Below are 15783 nucleotides of genomic sequence, written 5' to 3'. Positions count from 1 at the left end.
TTCCTCTCTGTCGAAGACTGTCTACTAAAGGAATTCTGGTGTCACCTCCGACTCTATCACTATAAAAAACACCTTCTGTAGCAGTTTCACTTGAGCCAGATATACCAATATCACGATAACGGTAAACCCAATGCTCAACTGCATTGCTTGAACTATTCCTTTGCCAATATTCTGTACCATTCCTACTATAGTAACCTGGAACACCAACATTAAAGAAAGCATAAAAATCTGAGCTAGGCAGATCTACCCTATACCTTTTTTGAGAAGCATCCCAATTACCAGAAAAATCGGGATCAAAGAAATCAGGTTTATCTTTTTTGAATATCTTACGTCAAGAGCTCGCTCAGTCAAATTCCAAAGAGCTGTACCGTTTGTTAGAGTACTGGCAAAAACACTTTGTTGGGTTGTTGAAGCAGGATATTGCTGGTATGCCATCAACCCCATATTAATTTCATCTTTATAGTCTTTAATTAACCTCAAACCAACTGATTTCATGATACTGGACTTACTTAAGCTAGATTTCGCACCTGCGGGGCAAGTTTCAGAACTGATATTTTCTGGTTGGCATTCTGGATCGTCCCTGTCGACGAACTTATCGCCTATTTCACCACCTACAGCGACTCGCCCATCCAGGCCTTCCTGACCGCTTTCAGCATTATCAAGAATCAGCAGCACATTCGGCGGCACGCGCGAGACTGTATTCAGTGGCGCAGAAGACATACCTATTTCATCATTAGGTATTTCGTAGTCTTCGTAAACTGCATCTCCATTACCAGTTGACGGAGTGCTAGGAGTTTCATCCTCTAAAACATCATCATCATTGCCGTTGTTGCCGTTGTTGCCGTTGTTGCCGTTGTTGCCGTTGTTGCCGTTGTTGCCGTTGTTGCCGTTGTTGCCGTTGTTGCCGTTGTTGCCTTCCCCAGAACTATCTTCATCTGAGTAATCCGGTAAATCATCAGGATCGAGAAATGCCCCTGCTTGAACAAATGAAGAGTTTGAGATAATTAAAAACAAAGAGCACAAAAAATAAACTAAAAATTTATTAACCATTTAAATACCCTCAATTTTTACAAAGCGTGACTCCAGCATGACTCTAGAGCTACTGCTATTACCTATGCCCATCGCGCGAACACAGTACAGTATTCTCAACCGTTCTCCATTGGCATCAATTATCGGAGATAAATCACGTATTTTATTGACACAGAAGTTATCTGAAGCACCTACTGGGGAACATTGGCAAGCCCCTTGGCTTGTAGGCAAGTCTAAAATATCAGCGTCTTTAACATCCTCCTCACCAGCACGAAGCGCTGCCTCAGCATTTTGAAAAGCAGCATTGTAATCCTGTTGATTACTGGCCATTCGGCTTTGTGTAATACCACTTTGCAATCCAGAAAAACTAATAATGGTCAGAATCAACATAAACACCAGTGTAATAATCAGGGCCATGCCTTGTTCACGGCGAGGTCTCACCTCTTGATGGTTCATCAGCGATTTCTCAGCTTAACTGTGGTGGTAAATACTTGATAAAGGCGCTGCGGGTTATCGCTGAATATCTGGGTGAAGTCTTCTGCCGCTGCACCACTTAATCCACGAAAATTGCCAATCCCAAATTCACTAGCGAGTGTTTCAGCTTCGCGTGCAGAGCGAACACTTTCCTCACTTTGCATTAGAAGACTGATCCTGAGCGCCGTTACTGATACCCAATCAGTTACACTTGCAGCTGGACGGTATTGCCCACTTTCAAGATACAAAATACGCATGGCAGCTACATGATTCGCTACAACCTGATTACTTGGTGACTCACGACTGATATCCAGATACATTATGGAGGGCAAATTATTAACAGGGTCGAATCCCAGATAATAAACACCTTTATCAAGTGCACTAATAGCCACTAACTCATTGCCTGCTTGAACTCCCCATGGGCTGCTGCCAGGTGACTGGTTGCGGGTAAAAGCATTATTTTTCCTTGTTTTAGCCAAACGATCAGGCTGTGAAGCATTGTTGAAGAAAACCTCACAACTTTCCCCAGCTTCCAGCAGCAGAATTCGATTCTGAAACTGCTTGGAGACTGAAGAACTCAGCTTCAGCTGAGAAGCCGAGTTGGCAGATTCAATGCTCACCCCGCCGGGAGACGTGGGTGTATACGTCGATGCCACTCCGCTGAAAGTCACCAGAGGAGAGTCAGCGACGGGATTGGCCAGCGTATTTGCAAAGCCACTATCATCGGCTGATTCCCATCCCATCAAAGACGCCAGCCCCGTCTTCAGGCCGCTCTCACTTTCAAGATGAAACTTGGTACTAAGAGTATCACAACTGCCATTGAAGTCGGTCTGGCGGAGATCCTGCGCCATGGTTTGCAAGGCAAAGCGCCCGGAATCCTGTAATTGGGCAATAGCAGCCTGTAAACGACTAGTACGCTGGGCAATATCAAATACTTGATAAACTACCAGTGAGAGAATCACTGAAATGACCAGGGCGACCAAAAGCTCGATCAGGCTCAACCCCTGCTGTGATGCCGGGCGCCATGGCAGAAGTGTTTTTATACGCATGGTTTTCATGGTATCTCGGTCACGATATTGGTAGAGCGGTTTGTATCTCCTTCCGCTTCCTGCCACGTCACTGTGATATCCGCTTCTCTACCGTTTATCACTATATTTGCCTGGCCTTGTGGCAAGGTCGTTGTCAAATCTGCCAGCCAGTCTTTTACATCATTATCTGCAAGCGAACTCCCACTGGGTGGGCTGCTGCCTGCCGTATGCGCATAATCGGATATAGCATCAGGATTAGCGCGGATACGATCTGCCATATCCTGCACCAGGCTGGTCGCCTGGCTGGTCAGGTAGGCATCACGGCTCTGTAACAACGCCTGGGTCTGCAGGGCTGCGACACCCAACAAGCCAACTGATAGCACTACCAGCGCTATCAGAGCTTCAATCAATGAAAATCCTGCCTGATCATGGCTATGAGCCTGTCTCCAACTAGTCATCACAGGTTCCTCGCTGCTCTGCGACCCGTGCGCTACCACTCAGACTTACCCGAACACAGCGCAAGGCGGCATCGACGCCCACCGTTATCTGTATCCCGGAGGCTGCAGCCAGCCTGCCTCTTGGGTTGAACGTAATCGTTGTTACTGATGGCGTTACAGAGGCATTCTCAGTAGGCCAGCGGCGCAGCTCGTTGCCCCCTGCCCTGACCTGCCAGCCTGTTTCCCAGCCGCTCTCCAAAGCAGAGACACTCGCCTGAGCGCCGCGCTTGACGGCTTCGCTGCGCGCCAGGTTCAAGGCTGAAACCATGCTGTTAGCCAGGTTGGTAGCACGGTTCTGACGTACTATCTCGGTAAAACTGGGCACGGCAATAGCAGCCACAATGGCAATAACCGCAATCGCCACCAGCAGTTCCAGCAGGGTAAAACCTTTTACGCGCTGCTGTGGGGCAGTAAACGGCGTCAACGGATGCCTCCAAGCAAATATTAAATCAATAGTTACATTTAGGCATATCGGCAGGGATTTTGAAAGGTAAAATAAAGTTAAGGCGTTGGGAAGCTGGGTGAATAATCAGGCGAGGGTAGTGGGGCAAGTTGTCAGGATCTATTAATCGGTTTTTTCACAGCCTTGCAGCTCAAGGTCAAAAGTGTGTTCGCAGCGCCATTCGCCGCTGGAAACACGGGTGAGGGTGACTTTCCCCAAATCTTTTCTATCAGCGGTGATGGTAGCGGTTTCATCTTCGGTGACAACTTTAACAGCCATGCCAGCGCCCACAGTGCCTACCGTTGAGCCTACGCCTAAAATTTGTGCTTCTATTGGCGACTGGAGGGCTTTGGCACCTGATAAGGCAGCATTAGCATGAGTGCGTAACTGATACCCCTTATACATCGGCGCTGCGATGGCAGAGATAATACCTATCACAGCCACTACTACCAGCACTTCGATCAGGGTAAAACCGTCTTCATTAGGCTGCATAAATATAACCAAGGTGTTTTATTGCAATCTTTTTATCCAACTAAAGTTACACGACACTTTTTAAAAGCTAAGAAAACTATCTCATCAAATATGAAAAAAGCTAATGTAGCAAAATAATAATAAAAGACAATGATAGATTCATAAAAGTCATGAATCACAATTTTGATAGTAAGTAAAAAAGGTCGCCCAATTTGACGACCAATCTACACATCTAGTTTTTTCATTAACACAAGCGAATAAATATCACATGTTAGCTTTCAGTGATAACACCAGCATCAGAAACATTTATATTATCACCACGATTTGTAGTCGCATCCACAGAGGCAGGACCTGTACCGTTGACATCGTCACCAATGAAATTTGCTGCCAGCTTTTCTTTATCGCCATTGCCGATTACGCAAGCTTGAAAATCAAAAGCAGTAATAAAAGCTTTCAACTCAGTCTGATTGGCATCGTCTACAGCATTTGCAGCACTGACACCAGACCTAAAGGAACTTAGCTCTCCTTCGCAAGCAGATATAGAAGCTCGATCCAGATAATTATTATACTGCGGCACACCCACCGCCGCCAGAATGCCGATGATGGCAACCACAATCAGCAGCTCGATCAGCGTGAAGCCGCTTTGGCGCAGACGGCGAATGTTACGAATATGTGTATTTTGCATAGTGCGTTCTCCTGGCTCCATGGGGATGCGGAGCATCTTAGTATTAACAATTGTTACATTAACTGAGATGCGCTAATGTTTCAAATGATTTCCTTCCCTGTATCAACCGAAAATGCCTTAACTTGAGTGCAGGTGCGGTGATCGCTTCGAGTATGGTACAAAAGGTTGAATTATGCCTCTTTTGATGGAACCGCCATGAGCCAGCAGCATCAAGAATCAACCCTTAGCCATGCGGCCGCGCGAGGTGGCCTGCGCGGTATTGCCCAACGTCTGGTCAAGCATGGCCTGCTGAGTAACGACCAGGCGATTAACGCCGAAGCGGTGGCCGTTAGCCAAGATATCTCCATCCTGCGCCATGTGATTGATAACGACCTGGTGAAACCCAACGATGCCGCCACTGCTGCGGGCTGGGAATACGGCTTGCCGGTGATCGACCTGGATGCGGTGCGCATCAGCTCGCTGCCCCCGGTCGCGGATTACCCCGTGCGCCTGTTACGCCAGCTTACCGTGCTGCCACTGGTGCGCCATGGTCACCGCCTGACCGTGGCCGTGCCCTACCCCGCTACCCTGACCGAGCTGGACGACCTGCAATTTGCCACCGGTTTCAGCGTTGAAGGGGTGCTGGCGCCAGTTGATCAATTAAGAGGCGCGCTGGAAGATTATCTGGCCCAGAACGAAGCCAGTATGATGGACGAACTGGACGGCGTGGATGATGCCGTCTCTGAACTGAATTTTTCCCAGGCTGATGACCCCGCCGATGTGCCTCTGGATGAGCTTCAAGCTGAAAGTGACGACGCCCCTATCGTTAAGTTTGTTAACAAGATATTGCTGGATGCCATTCGCCGGGGCGCCTCGGATATTCACTTCGAGCCTTATGAATCCCAGCTTCGGGTGCGCTTCCGGATTGACGGCATGCTGATCGAGATCGCCCGGCCGCCTTTCACCATGCGCAACCGTATTGCCGCGCGTTTGAAGATCATGGCGCGTATGGATATCTCTGAGCGCCGCCTACCTCAGGACGGCGCCATGAAACTGCAGTTGTCCCGTTCGCATTCACTGGATTTCCGCGTCAACACCTTGCCGACAGTGTATGGTGAAAAAATCGTCATGCGCCTGCTCGATCCGGCTGCCGCGCAGATGGGTATTGAACACCTGGGCTTTACACCCAGCCAGCGAGAGTTTTATGAAAAGGCTCTTGCACAACCTCAGGGTATTATTCTGGTGACGGGGCCGACGGGTAGCGGTAAGACCGTTTCTCTCTACACGGGTATCAATATCCTCAATCAGACCCAGCGCAATATATGTACCGCCGAAGACCCGGTGGAAATCAAGGTACCCGGTATCAACCAGGTCAATGTTCTGCCCAAAATCGGTTTGGATTTTGCTAATGCGCTGCGCGCATTTCTGCGCCAGGACCCGGATGTCATCATGGTCGGCGAGATACGTGATCTGGAAACCGCGGATATTGCCATCAAGGCCTCCCAGACGGGCCACCTGGTGCTGTCCACGGTGCATACCAATTCCGCCGCCGAAACCTTGACGCGTCTTTCCAATATGGGGGTGACAGCCTTTAATATTGCCAGCGCAGTCAGCCTGATTATTGCTCAGCGCCTGGCACGTAAATTGTGCAACAACTGCAAAACGCCTATCGAGATTCCAGAACAGGCGCTACGCCATGAAGGCTTCAGTGATGAACAGATTGCCAAGGCGACGCTTTACACTGCTAACGGCTGTAAACAGTGTACCCAGGGTTACAAGGGCCGTACCGGTATTTATGAGGTGGTGCCTATTAATGATGCCTTGAGTGAACTAATCATGCGCGATGCCAACTCGATAGATATTGACCGCCAGATGCGCCTGGAAGGCCATTTCAACCTGCGCACCAGCGGGCTGATGAAGGTCATGGAGGGCATCACCAGCCTTGAAGAAATTAATCGTATCACGCGTGAATAACGTAAAGAGACAACGCCATGGCGACCAAGAAAAAGCCCGTCCGGAAATTGAACTTTACCGCTTTAAATGGCAAGGGGCGGATCAGTCTGGCCGCAAGCTGAGCGGTGAGGTAGTCAGCCGAAGCCAGGCCGCCGTGCAAGATGAGCTGCAGAAACACAGGATCACCGTCAAGCGAGTGCGCAAGAAAGGCTCGCTTTCAGGCCGGGGGCGGGTTAACGCCAAGGATATCACCGTCTTTACCCGCCAGATGGCCACCATGATCCGCGCCGGTATCCCCATGCTGCAATCCATCGAAGTGGTCTCGGAAAGCGTCAAAAAACCCAGCATGGTTCGGCTATTGCAGGATTTAGCCAATGACGTGTCATCCGGGTCGAGTTTTTCCGAGGCGCTGCGACGCCATCCCCGCCACTTCGACCGCCTGTTCGTCAACCTGGTTGATGCCGGTGAGCAGTCAGGCTCGCTTGACCAGATGCTGGATCGCGTCGCCAGCTACAAGGAGAAAGTCGAATCCCTCAAGGGCCGGGTCAAGAAAGCCTTATGGTACCCGGCGGCCGTGTTGCTGGTCGGCCTTGGGGTAACCTCCTTGCTGCTGGTCAAGGTAGTGCCGGAATTTGAAAGCATGTTCGCGGGCTTTGGCGGCGAGTTACCCGCCATGACCCAGGCCACCATTCGTATGTCCGAGGCTGCCCAGGCATATTGGTTGCATGCGCTTGGCGCTGTGGTGGGCGCTATCTATCTGCTGCGCATGGCCATGCGTCGATCTGCCAAGGTGACCTATCAGGTTCACGCCATGATGCTGCGTATGCCGATTCTTGGCGATATTCTGCATAAATCCGCCGTATCGCGCTTTACTCGCACGGTGGCTACCACCTACTCTGCTGGCGTGCCTTTGATCGAGGGGCTGTCCACGGCGGCCGGGGCAACCGGCAATGCCGTCTATGAACGCGCCGTTGAGCAGGTGCGCCATGATGTCGCCACGGGTCAGCCGCTGCACTTTGCCATGCGCATGACCAACCAGTTTCCAGCGCTGGCCATTCAGATGGTCAGCATCGGTGAAGAGTCCGGCGCCCTGGATGCCATGCTCAGCCGGGTGGCGGATTATTTCGAGGAAGAAGTTGATAACAAGGTAGATGCCTTGACCTCATTAATGGAACCTCTGGTGATTGTGGTGCTAGGTGTGCTCGTCGGCGGTGTTATTGTCTCCATGTACCTGCCTATTTTCGAGATCGGGACAGCGCTTTAGTGGTGAGTGGTGAGTGGTGAGTGGTGAGTGGTGAATTCAATGTTTGAAAATTCAACAGGAGAGTTATGTTTATCTGGCTGCTGGTGCTGATGGTTGGGCTGTGCGTGGGCAGTTTTCTGAATGTGGTGATTACCCGCCTGCCCGTAATGCTGATTCAGCAGTGGCGTAGCGAGGCGTTGGCGGCACTTGAGCAGCCTGAGGAAGTGCAGGAACGCTTCGACCTGATCTGGCCAGGCTCCCTCTGCCCCGCCTGCCGCACGCCGATCAAATGGCATGATAATCTGCCGCTGATTGGCTGGCTGAAACGCCGTGGACGCTGCGCGGCCTGTCACGGGCGCATCAGCCCGCAGTATCCGCTGGTCGAGCTGGCAGGCGGAATCATTGCACTGGCAACAGTGGCACTGTTCGGGCTGACCTGGCAGGCGCTGTTTATCGCTGCTGCCTGCTATACCCTGCTGGTCTTGGCCGTGATCGACCTGCGTACACAGCTATTACCCGACACCCTGACGCTGCCGCTATTATGGGCCGGTTTAGTTTATCAGCTGCTTTTCCAGCCCCTGATGCTGCCCGCAGCCGTGATCGGCGCCATGGTAGGTTATCTGGTGCTGTGGAGTGTTTACTGGCTGTTCAAACTGGTCACCGGCAAGGAAGGCATGGGCTACGGAGATTTCAAACTGCTCGCCGCTCTGGGAGCCTGGGTCGGCTGGCAGACCCTGCCGCTGGTGTTGATTATTTCTGCCGGAATCGGCGCCCTCTTCGGAATTACCTGGCAGCTTATGCATAAAGACCAGCGCGGGTTGCCAATGCCTTTCGGGCCTTTTCTGGCGCTTGGTGGCTGGGTCGCCCTGTTGATGGGCGATACTCTGATAGCGCTTTACCTGACCGCTGTGGGTGTCTGATAAAGGAGACATAGCAATGATTGTTGGCTTAACCGGCGGAATCGGCTCAGGGAAATCCACCGTGGCCCGCGCCTTTGCTGAGCTGGGTGTTCCCTGGGTGGATGCCGACGACGTGGCACGAGAAATCGTCGCCCCGGGCGAACCTGCGCTGGAGGCTATTTACAAGCGCCATGGCAACGCCGTCACCAACGCGGATGGCAGCCTGAACCGGGCGGCTCTGCGCGAGATTATCTTCAATCACCCAGAAGAGCGCAACTGGCTGGAAAGCGTGACTCACCCCAGGGTACGCCAGCGCCTGCTTGAGCACCTGGAGCGCCTATCACAGCAAGGCGCACCCTATGAGCTGCTGGTATCACCCTTACTGTTCGAGTCCGGCCAACAGACACTGGTGGACACTACTGTGGTGGTCGATATTCCTGAGTCGCTGCAATTAAGCCGCACCCTGGCCCGGGATGGGGTGAGCGAACAGCAGGTGCATGCTATTCTGGGTGCCCAGATGCCGCGTAGCGAGCGTCTGGCACGGGCAGATGAGGTAATAAGGAACCACCGTGACCAGACGTATATGCGCGAACAGGTCGCGGCGCTGGATGCCAGATGGCGCCAGGCGGCGTCACTCACTGATACTTGATACTTTCCAAACCGAGCCTTGTATGCAAAAAGCTGCCAATGATGCCCCTCTTGAAGTCGCCTGCCCACAGTGTGCGCGCAAGGTCGCCTGGTCAACTGAAAATACCTACCGCCCCTTCTGCAGCAAGCGCTGCCAGTTGATTGACCTGGGCGCCTGGGCTGATGAGTCGCACCGCATTGTTGGCGAATCCGCCATGGATGAGGCTGATCTGGACACCCTCCTGCAACAGGCAGACCGTGACACCCCTCTCAGCTGAAGAAACCGTCCAATGTCGATAAACGACGACGTCAATACCCAAACCCCACTTGATTATCAGTTGCGCCATACGCTTGACCAGGCCTTTGATCAACTGATTGAGACGCTTGAGCAGGTAGTGAGCTGCTTCCAGCAGGGCCCACAGACGGTCTGGCGATTTGATAACTCTCCTGACACCGGAGTATCCGGCAAGCTGGACGACAACAGCGTCTGGCTGCGCCGCGCTTTGCTGGATATGTGGCATACGCACGGGCAGGACGGGCGCGAAACACGCAACTATATTGGCCTGATTGCCGCTGATGACACCCTGCTGGCGGCTGTAGATGAAGCTAATCTCGCCAAAGCCAACATCGCAGCCTGCCTGCAACGTATCAAGGAACAGTCAGCTAGCCTGCTGGGCGAAGCCAAGGCGCAACTGCCCAAGCGCCACCCGGATGTTGAACAGGTGCTGGAAAAGACCGGCCTGGCCCGGCTGCACCTGAAACAATGCTGGCGCAGGCTGCCCGTGGCTGAAGCGCCGGTATCAAGGGTGCGCTTTGCCTGGTACAGCAGCGGGCGTTCCATCAAGAAGCTGAGCGTACGCGAAGCCGAGCAGAAGCTGCTGGCTTTTGATAATGAGGCGGATCATATTCGTATTCAGCTGCGAAAGCTGGCAGGCATACCCAGTGGCGAAGTACTTGCCCAGGTGCAGGCACAAGCGCCTTTAATGCGCGCCAACCTGTTTTTTGCTGAGCCCCTTGAAGATGGGCATACGCGAAGAGCTTTAAACGCTGCCATGCCGATTTTTGTGCCCAGCAGTGATGGCCGCCTGCCGCATACTAATCATCCGCCATCAACACCGCCAGAAACCCGCACACGGGCACGGCGCCGCGATGAAAAACTGGAAAGCGATGTCTTCTTACCCAGCCTGAGAGTTTTTCGCTACCGTTAGGCCCGCTTGCTGACAGGCAACGGATCTTTTGCCGTATTAGGCGCACGATCTAATGGCCACTGCCCCAGTTCAACCAGCGTATAAATAACGTCCAGTAATTCTTCACGGCTCAACGGCGCTGTACTCAACAGAGCTTCTAAACGTAATCTGAACTCTTCCGCTTGCTGTTCTTCAACCGATGGACGCTGCGCTTCTTGCCGTTTGCGTTCATCATCTTCAAGGCTAGCCAATGAACGAACCGGCGGGCCAGTCGGAATATTCAGCTTGTTATTTGGGTCTTCCAGTTCACGTAGTGCCTTGGCAAAGGCATCATCAAGCTCACGGAACTGACGCAACTTATCGCGCTCATCAAGAGGCTTATGTGGTTTCTGGTATTTCATTAGGTTTCCATCTTTGCCCTCACCGTCGTGACGATTTATCAGACAGGCACCATTCGGGTTTGAGATGCAGGTAAATGCAATAACGTAATTGCAGTACGATTGTTAAGAAACAGGTCATGAACTACCACCCCTAAGCGGCTTTGCAGTTAGAGGTGGTTTCGCTTGCGCGTTGGCAAGCTTCTAATGACAACCGCGCATCGATATGCGTGATGGTCATGGGCGTGTCCACAACGCCCTTACCGGCTCGAAGGTGATTGCTGATCCACTCGTTGCCGATTTCTTTTCGCATGATATTCGCGCTACCGTTGACGTCTGCATTGATCCGCTGACGTGACGCGGTACGGTAGAGACCGCGCTTGACGCGCCGGCCGCTAAAGGTCGGTTTTTGCTTTCGTGCTTCGTCATAGTCGGGAATGGGGTCAAGATCCAGGGCGCTGGCTTTGCTGGTGTAGGCTTCGTTCATCAGTACCACCTCGATGCCCTGCTCTTCTGCCTTGTACTGGATCATGTCAATCAGCTTGGCGTGCGGGATCGCGGTGAACTTCTGGTTGTTGACACGACCAACATTCACGCCCTGTTTCCACCCGGGGTTTTTACCAATGACCAGCTTGCCCGTGCGGGTGCGCACGCACTCGCTCACGATCCAATGACTGACCTTGTGAAAATAGTCATGGATGCGCGCATGACGTTTTCCGACTTTCGAGCGGATGTGCCGCTTTTTGCCTTCCTTGGCTAATGCCGCCTTGTCCTTGTTGTACTTCGCGTTGATCGACTTGATGACCTTGCCCTTGACCAGAACAGGACGGTAATCCGGCTGATTGGAGGTGATGGCGACAAGGTTATCGATACCGATATCAAGCGAAAGTACACGGCTCATGTCGAGCAGTGGGGGTGAGGCAGTCTCCTTGATATATCCAATCTCAATGCAAAACGAGGTGCCTAGCGGCACAATGTGGATATCCGTCACCACCGTTTCATCGGCCTTGGCATTGAAGGGTTGGTGTTCGCACACCGTGGTCTTAACGGGCTGAAAACCGAACGCCTTGGCACCGCTAAGATGGATCATACCGTTGACGATTTTATAGCCATTACGGTTGACGACATAGGTTCGAGCGCCTTTGCCATAGCCGGGGATTTTGGGCGGCGCGCGGTATTTTTCAGGATGGCGGGCATAATCTGCCTTGGCCTTGACCCAGCTTTTCCAGCTATCGCCAACCAGCTGTGTGGTGCGCTGAGCACCCGCTGAAGGCAGTAGGCTATACACGTCCTTATGCTCACGTTTGAGGATTTTGTCAGCTTGACTAGCACTGATTGGCGCCTCGGCAAAGAGTGCCTGTCGAATGTGATACAACGTGGCGTTGGCCACTTTTCGCGTTGCCACACACAGCCGACGGCATGCCGCATGATTGGCATGGCCGGGGCGAATGATGATGCGTTCAACGCGATTAACAAACATGAGTCGCCTTTTGAGTAACACCTACTGTAAATATATCAGGAAAAAGGTGCGTATCAATATCAAAACACAACGCACGACAACTCAATCAGGCCGTACTGACGGACGGCGCGCTATCCATCCACGCCCAATGCGTAGCTTGGACGTGGAATCTCGCGCATGACGTTAAAAAACATAGCAAGGTGTTGGCAATTTAGGATCAGCTGCCAGCATCTTGCTTACTTGCGTGTTATGCCTTGTTGGCCCACCACAGGAATGGCATTTCAACTTATTATGGTTTTGTGGGGCATGGCGCCGTATATCTGGCTTTGCTTCTAGCTAAGCATATGGCAAGTGTACTATATATGGCCAACTAGCACATGGATAAATAGCAAGATAGTCAACATACTCAGAGTCATCAACGTCGCCAGAGTCATCATTTGCCTGTACTCATGCGACATTTATGGCATCAATAGCATTAACAGGACTAAAAATATTCCTATTTTTAAAAGCCCGACATCGTATCTCGATATCGGGCCTTCATAATGCCACTGAAACCGCTTTTAGTCTTCCATACGCTCCAACCAGGATTCTACTGTCTCGTCGCCATACTGATCTTTCCAGGCGCGCAGCCCCTTATGATTACCACCGCGAGTTTCAATCACTTCACCGGTGTGGGGGTTCTTGTAGATTTTTAGGCGGCGCTTACGACGGCCATCCGTACTTTTAAGCGGCTTGCCGCTGCGCTGCTCGGCATTAGGGTCAAGCAGCGCAATGACATCTGCAGCTGACTTTTCGAACTCTTCCATCAAGGCTTCCAGCTTTTCCTTGAAAGCCAGTTCATTTTTCAGGCGCTGATCGTTCTCAAGACGATTCAGGTCTTCCTGAAGCTGCTTTAATTGCTGCTCTTTCAGAATGTATTCGTTTAATAGGGACATATTAGGGGATCCTTTTGATGTAAAGATGTCTTGCCAATAACTCTTGCCAATTATATTAGGCCTGCAAAGGAGGAAAACAAGCAGCTTGTGGCCTACTCATTAACCGAACCTTCAAAGGCCCCAGCTACCGGTTCTATATGGCGCGCTTCTCGCAGAAAGCGGAAGTTAACCTTACATATTTCTGGCGTCACTACTATCTGGATGCCGATCATTAACGTCAAGTTGTTACAACCAGATTATCAAGTTCAGTCATGGAAGCCAGGCTGTTAAGGTCCAACCGTCAGGCTTTAGCCGTGAACTCTCCGTTAATGTTCGAGTACCGAAAGCTGATTGAGTTCATTAACTCAACTGACAATAGTTTAACCTATTTCAGCCAATTGCAAAGGGGATCTGGTTAAATATGTCGATCTGATTAATCAAATAAGCAATATTTAACCCGCCTTTCCATCACGTTGCAGTGTTAGCCAATCTTCACCAAGTCAATAATAAGCAAAATATAAATTCAAAAACATCAAGTTAGCGACACAAGCCTATGCTCCAAAAGGTGGCTTAACAAGGCTGGCAATAGCTGATGCCGGAAGAGTAAACAAAAAATAAAAGCTGTCTGATAAACACCTAAAGATCTGGGCAGACTTTCATGTGACAGGCAGACAGACGAAAAAAAACGCCGCCCGTTAAGGCGGCGTTTTGGATACCCTGAAGGGGTATTTGTCAGACCAAGACGCTTAGTCTTGTCCTCCACCCATCTGCTGCTTGATGAGATCACCGATTGTGGTCGGGCCGCCGGCTGTTTCCGGCTCCTGATCACGGATCTTCTTCAGGTTCTGGCGAGTATCATCCTGCTCTTTCGCTTTAATCGACAGATTGATCTGACGGCTCTTGCGATCGACATTGATAATACGCGCTTCTACGCTGTCGCCTTCATTCAGCACGTTGCGCGCGTCTTCGACACGATCAGCGCTGATTTCAGACGCCTTGAGCACGGCAATAACGTCTGTTGCCAGCTCAACGTGCGCTTCCTTGGCATCAACTTCAACAATGCGGCCTGTTACGATACTGCCCTTGTCGTTGACGGCCAGGTATTCAGCAACCGGATCGGAATCCATCTGCTTGATACCCAGGGAGATGCGCTCACGCTCGGGGTCGATCGACAGAATAACGGCTTCGGCTTCATCGCCTTTCTTGAAGTTACGAACCGCTTCTTCGCCAGTCTCTGTCCAGGAGATGTCGGACAGGTGAACCAGGCCATCGATGCCGCCTTCCAGACCAATGAAGATACCGAAATCGGTGATCGACTTGATAGTACCGGAAACACGGTCACCCTTGTTGTGCTCGGCGTTGAAGGTTTCCCACGGATTAGCAGTACACTGCTTGACACCCAGGGAAATACGACGGCGCTCTTCATCGATATCGAGAATCATGACGTCAACATCGTCACCGACCTGAACAACCTTGGACGGGTGGATGTTCTTGTTGGTCCAGTCCATTTCAGAGACGTGAACCAGACCTTCGACACCTTCTTCCAGCTCGGCAAAGCAGCCGTAGTCGGTAAGATTGGTGACAACGGCGTGCACCTTGGTACCTTCCGGGTAACGATCCTTGATGTTGACCCAGGGATCTTCGCCCAGCTGCTTAAGACCCAGCGATACGCGGTTGCGTTCGCGGTCAAACTTCAGCACCTTGACGTTGATCTCGTCGCCAACGGCCACGATTTCAGACGGATGCTTGATACGCTTCCACGCCATATCGGTGATGTGCAGCAGGCCGTCAACGCCACCCAGATCAACAAAGGCACCGTAATCGGTAAGGTTCTTGACGATACCCTTGATCTGCTGACCTTCCTGAAGCGTGGCCAGCAGTGCTTCGCGCTCGGCGCTGTTCTCGGCTTCGAGAACGGCACGGCGGGAAACCACCACGTTGTTGCGCTTGGGATCGAGCTTGATAACCTTGAAGTCCAGTTCTTTGTTCTCCAGGTGCGCAGTATCGCGAACCGGACGAACGTCAACCAGAGAGCCAGGCAGGAAGGCACGGATGGAATCAACTTCAACAGTGAAGCCGCCCTTGACCTTACCGTTGATCACGCCCTTGATGATTTCTTCTTTCTCGAAGGCCGCTTCCAGAATCTTCCACGCTTCAGCGCGTTTTGCCTTCTCGCGAGACAGACGTGTCTCACCAAAGCCATCTTCTACCGCTTCCAGTGCAACGTGAACGTCATCGCCGATAGCGATATTCAGTTCACCGTTTTCATCACGGAATTGCGCAGCGGGGATCTGGCCTTCAGATTTCAGACCTGCGTTAACGGTAACCCAGTCACCGTCAATGTCGACAACTTGGGCGGCGACAATGGCGCCAGGTTCCATATTGATGTCGTTAAGAGACTGTTCAAACAGTTCAGCAAAGCTTTCGCTCATGGTGTTCCTACGTGATCAACGTTGTTGAGGCAGTTGTGCCTTCTCCGCACCACCAGCAAGTGCGGGCCTAATGTCATTCTACTCTTG

The 15783-nt window shown here is 51.7% G+C and carries 17 protein-coding genes; 6 read left to right on the top strand and 11 right to left on the bottom strand.

The genetic code is table 11. The annotated features are described in order from the left end of the window. Window positions 1-243: 243 nt before the first annotated feature. From HLB35_RS03675 to HLB35_RS18150, 7 genes are all read right to left on the bottom strand, one after another. Window positions 244-1050 (bottom strand): hypothetical protein, encoded by an 807-nt coding sequence (locus HLB35_RS03675; RefSeq protein WP_171701034.1) that lies wholly within the window; start codon window positions 1048-1050, stop codon window positions 244-246. After that, window positions 1051-1485 (bottom strand): pilus assembly PilX family protein, encoded by a 435-nt coding sequence (locus tag HLB35_RS03670; protein WP_171701512.1) that lies wholly within the window; start codon window positions 1483-1485, stop codon window positions 1051-1053. It lies immediately after the preceding gene. Continuing rightward, complete coding sequence (locus tag HLB35_RS03665; protein WP_171701511.1) at window positions 1485-2561, bottom strand: PilW family protein; 1077 nt, start codon at window positions 2559-2561, stop codon at window positions 1485-1487. The genes HLB35_RS03670 and HLB35_RS03665 overlap by 1 nt, the downstream gene beginning before the upstream one ends. Beyond that, on the bottom strand, window positions 2558-2989 hold the full coding sequence (pilV, locus tag HLB35_RS03660) for a type IV pilus modification protein PilV (RefSeq protein WP_171701510.1): 432 nt from the start codon (window positions 2987-2989) through the stop codon (window positions 2558-2560). The genes HLB35_RS03665 and pilV overlap by 4 nt, the downstream gene beginning before the upstream one ends. Next, the gene (locus HLB35_RS03655) at window positions 2982-3452 is read right to left on the bottom strand and encodes a GspH/FimT family pseudopilin (RefSeq protein ID WP_171701509.1); all 471 of its coding nucleotides are present in this window, start codon (window positions 3450-3452) and stop codon (window positions 2982-2984) included. The genes pilV and HLB35_RS03655 overlap by 8 nt, the downstream gene beginning before the upstream one ends. Before the next feature lie 141 nt (window positions 3453-3593). Beyond that, window positions 3594-3962, bottom strand: a complete 369-nt coding sequence (locus HLB35_RS03650) for a pilin (RefSeq protein WP_171701508.1) — start codon at window positions 3960-3962, stop codon at window positions 3594-3596. A 250-nt stretch (window positions 3963-4212) separates the two neighbouring features. Then, window positions 4213-4626, bottom strand: a complete 414-nt coding sequence (locus tag HLB35_RS18150) for a pilin (RefSeq protein ID WP_171701507.1) — start codon at window positions 4624-4626, stop codon at window positions 4213-4215. A gap of 195 nt (window positions 4627-4821) precedes the next feature. Between HLB35_RS18150 and pilB the strand changes: the two genes are divergently transcribed. The 6 genes from pilB to HLB35_RS03615 all read left to right on the top strand — a co-directional run bounded on the left by pilB (window position 4822) and on the right by HLB35_RS03615 (window position 10535). After that, a complete protein-coding gene (pilB, locus tag HLB35_RS03640) occupies window positions 4822-6579 on the top strand; it encodes a type IV-A pilus assembly ATPase PilB (protein ID WP_171701506.1) in 1758 nt (585 codons plus the stop codon). Further along, entirely contained in the window at window positions 6572-7822 is a 1251-nt protein-coding gene (locus tag HLB35_RS03635) for a type II secretion system F family protein (RefSeq protein ID WP_328730931.1), read from the top strand. Before pilB ends, HLB35_RS03635 begins: the two co-directional genes overlap by 8 nt. A gap of 65 nt (window positions 7823-7887) precedes the next feature. Then, the gene (locus HLB35_RS03630) at window positions 7888-8721 is read left to right on the top strand and encodes a prepilin peptidase (protein ID WP_171701505.1); all 834 of its coding nucleotides are present in this window, start codon (window positions 7888-7890) and stop codon (window positions 8719-8721) included. Window positions 8722-8737: 16 nt separating this feature from the next. Beyond that, complete coding sequence (gene coaE, locus HLB35_RS03625) at window positions 8738-9349, top strand: dephospho-CoA kinase (RefSeq protein WP_171701504.1); 612 nt, start codon at window positions 8738-8740, stop codon at window positions 9347-9349. Window positions 9350-9371: 22 nt separating this feature from the next. Beyond that, window positions 9372-9605: a DNA gyrase inhibitor YacG gene (yacG, locus tag HLB35_RS03620; protein ID WP_171701503.1), complete on the top strand. Its 234-nt coding sequence runs from the start codon at window positions 9372-9374 to the stop codon at window positions 9603-9605. Window positions 9606-9617: 12 nt separating this feature from the next. Next, on the top strand, window positions 9618-10535 hold the full coding sequence (locus HLB35_RS03615; protein ID WP_171701502.1) for a DNA replication terminus site-binding protein: 918 nt from the start codon (window positions 9618-9620) through the stop codon (window positions 10533-10535). Here HLB35_RS03615 and HLB35_RS03610 read toward each other — a convergent pair. The 4 genes from HLB35_RS03610 to rpsA all read right to left on the bottom strand — a co-directional run bounded on the left by HLB35_RS03610 (window position 10532) and on the right by rpsA (window position 15696). Next, window positions 10532-10915 carry a hypothetical protein gene (locus HLB35_RS03610; protein ID WP_171701501.1) on the bottom strand — a complete coding sequence of 128 codons (384 nt, stop codon included), beginning with the start codon at window positions 10913-10915 and terminating at the stop codon, window positions 10532-10534. The two genes, HLB35_RS03615 and HLB35_RS03610, sit on opposite strands and share 4 nt — an antisense overlap. Window positions 10916-11045: 130 nt before the next feature. Continuing rightward, window positions 11046-12371: an RNA-guided endonuclease InsQ/TnpB family protein gene (locus tag HLB35_RS03605; protein WP_171701500.1), complete on the bottom strand. Its 1326-nt coding sequence runs from the start codon at window positions 12369-12371 to the stop codon at window positions 11046-11048. Window positions 12372-12910: 539 nt separating this feature from the next. Further along, window positions 12911-13285 (bottom strand): histone-like nucleoid-structuring protein, MvaT/MvaU family, encoded by a 375-nt coding sequence (locus HLB35_RS03600; RefSeq protein ID WP_171701499.1) that lies wholly within the window; start codon window positions 13283-13285, stop codon window positions 12911-12913. Window positions 13286-14010: 725 nt separating this feature from the next. Next, window positions 14011-15696: a 30S ribosomal protein S1 gene (gene rpsA / locus HLB35_RS03595; RefSeq protein WP_171701498.1), complete on the bottom strand. Its 1686-nt coding sequence runs from the start codon at window positions 15694-15696 to the stop codon at window positions 14011-14013. Between the last annotated feature and the right edge of the window lie 87 nt (window positions 15697-15783).

Origin of the sequence: Vreelandella azerica (assembly GCF_013112225.1) — a bacterium.
Lineage (GTDB): Bacteria > Pseudomonadota > Gammaproteobacteria > Pseudomonadales > Halomonadaceae > Vreelandella > Vreelandella azerica.
This window is presented reverse-complemented; position numbering and strand designations above follow the sequence as displayed.

What these genes read in the sequence shown, in the direction of transcription:
- HLB35_RS03675 (WP_171701034.1), bottom strand. Translation starts at nt 1,050, where the DNA reads ATGGTTAATAAATTTTTAGTTTATTTTTTGTGCTCTTTGTTTTTAATT.
- HLB35_RS03670 (WP_171701512.1), bottom strand. Translation starts at nt 1,485, where the DNA reads ATGAACCATCAAGAGGTGAGACCTCGCCGTGAACAAGGCATGGCCCTG.
- HLB35_RS03665 (WP_171701511.1), bottom strand. Translation starts at nt 2,561, where the DNA reads ATGAAAACCATGCGTATAAAAACACTTCTGCCATGGCGCCCGGCATCA.
- pilV (WP_171701510.1), bottom strand. Translation starts at nt 2,989, where the DNA reads ATGACTAGTTGGAGACAGGCTCATAGCCATGATCAGGCAGGATTTTCA.
- HLB35_RS03650 (WP_171701508.1), bottom strand. Translation starts at nt 3,962, where the DNA reads ATGCAGCCTAATGAAGACGGTTTTACCCTGATCGAAGTGCTGGTAGTA.
- HLB35_RS18150 (WP_171701507.1), bottom strand. Translation starts at nt 4,626, where the DNA reads ATGCAAAATACACATATTCGTAACATTCGCCGTCTGCGCCAAAGCGGC.
- pilB (WP_171701506.1), top strand. Translation starts at nt 4,822, where the DNA reads ATGAGCCAGCAGCATCAAGAATCAACCCTTAGCCATGCGGCCGCGCGA.
- HLB35_RS03630 (WP_171701505.1), top strand. Translation starts at nt 7,888, where the DNA reads ATGTTTATCTGGCTGCTGGTGCTGATGGTTGGGCTGTGCGTGGGCAGT.
- coaE (WP_171701504.1), top strand. Translation starts at nt 8,738, where the DNA reads ATGATTGTTGGCTTAACCGGCGGAATCGGCTCAGGGAAATCCACCGTG.
- yacG (WP_171701503.1), top strand. Translation starts at nt 9,372, where the DNA reads ATGCAAAAAGCTGCCAATGATGCCCCTCTTGAAGTCGCCTGCCCACAG.
- HLB35_RS03615 (WP_171701502.1), top strand. Translation starts at nt 9,618, where the DNA reads ATGTCGATAAACGACGACGTCAATACCCAAACCCCACTTGATTATCAG.
- HLB35_RS03610 (WP_171701501.1), bottom strand. Translation starts at nt 10,915, where the DNA reads ATGAAATACCAGAAACCACATAAGCCTCTTGATGAGCGCGATAAGTTG.
- HLB35_RS03605 (WP_171701500.1), bottom strand. Translation starts at nt 12,371, where the DNA reads ATGTTTGTTAATCGCGTTGAACGCATCATCATTCGCCCCGGCCATGCC.
- HLB35_RS03600 (WP_171701499.1), bottom strand. Translation starts at nt 13,285, where the DNA reads ATGTCCCTATTAAACGAATACATTCTGAAAGAGCAGCAATTAAAGCAG.
- rpsA (WP_171701498.1), bottom strand. Translation starts at nt 15,696, where the DNA reads ATGAGCGAAAGCTTTGCTGAACTGTTTGAACAGTCTCTTAACGACATC.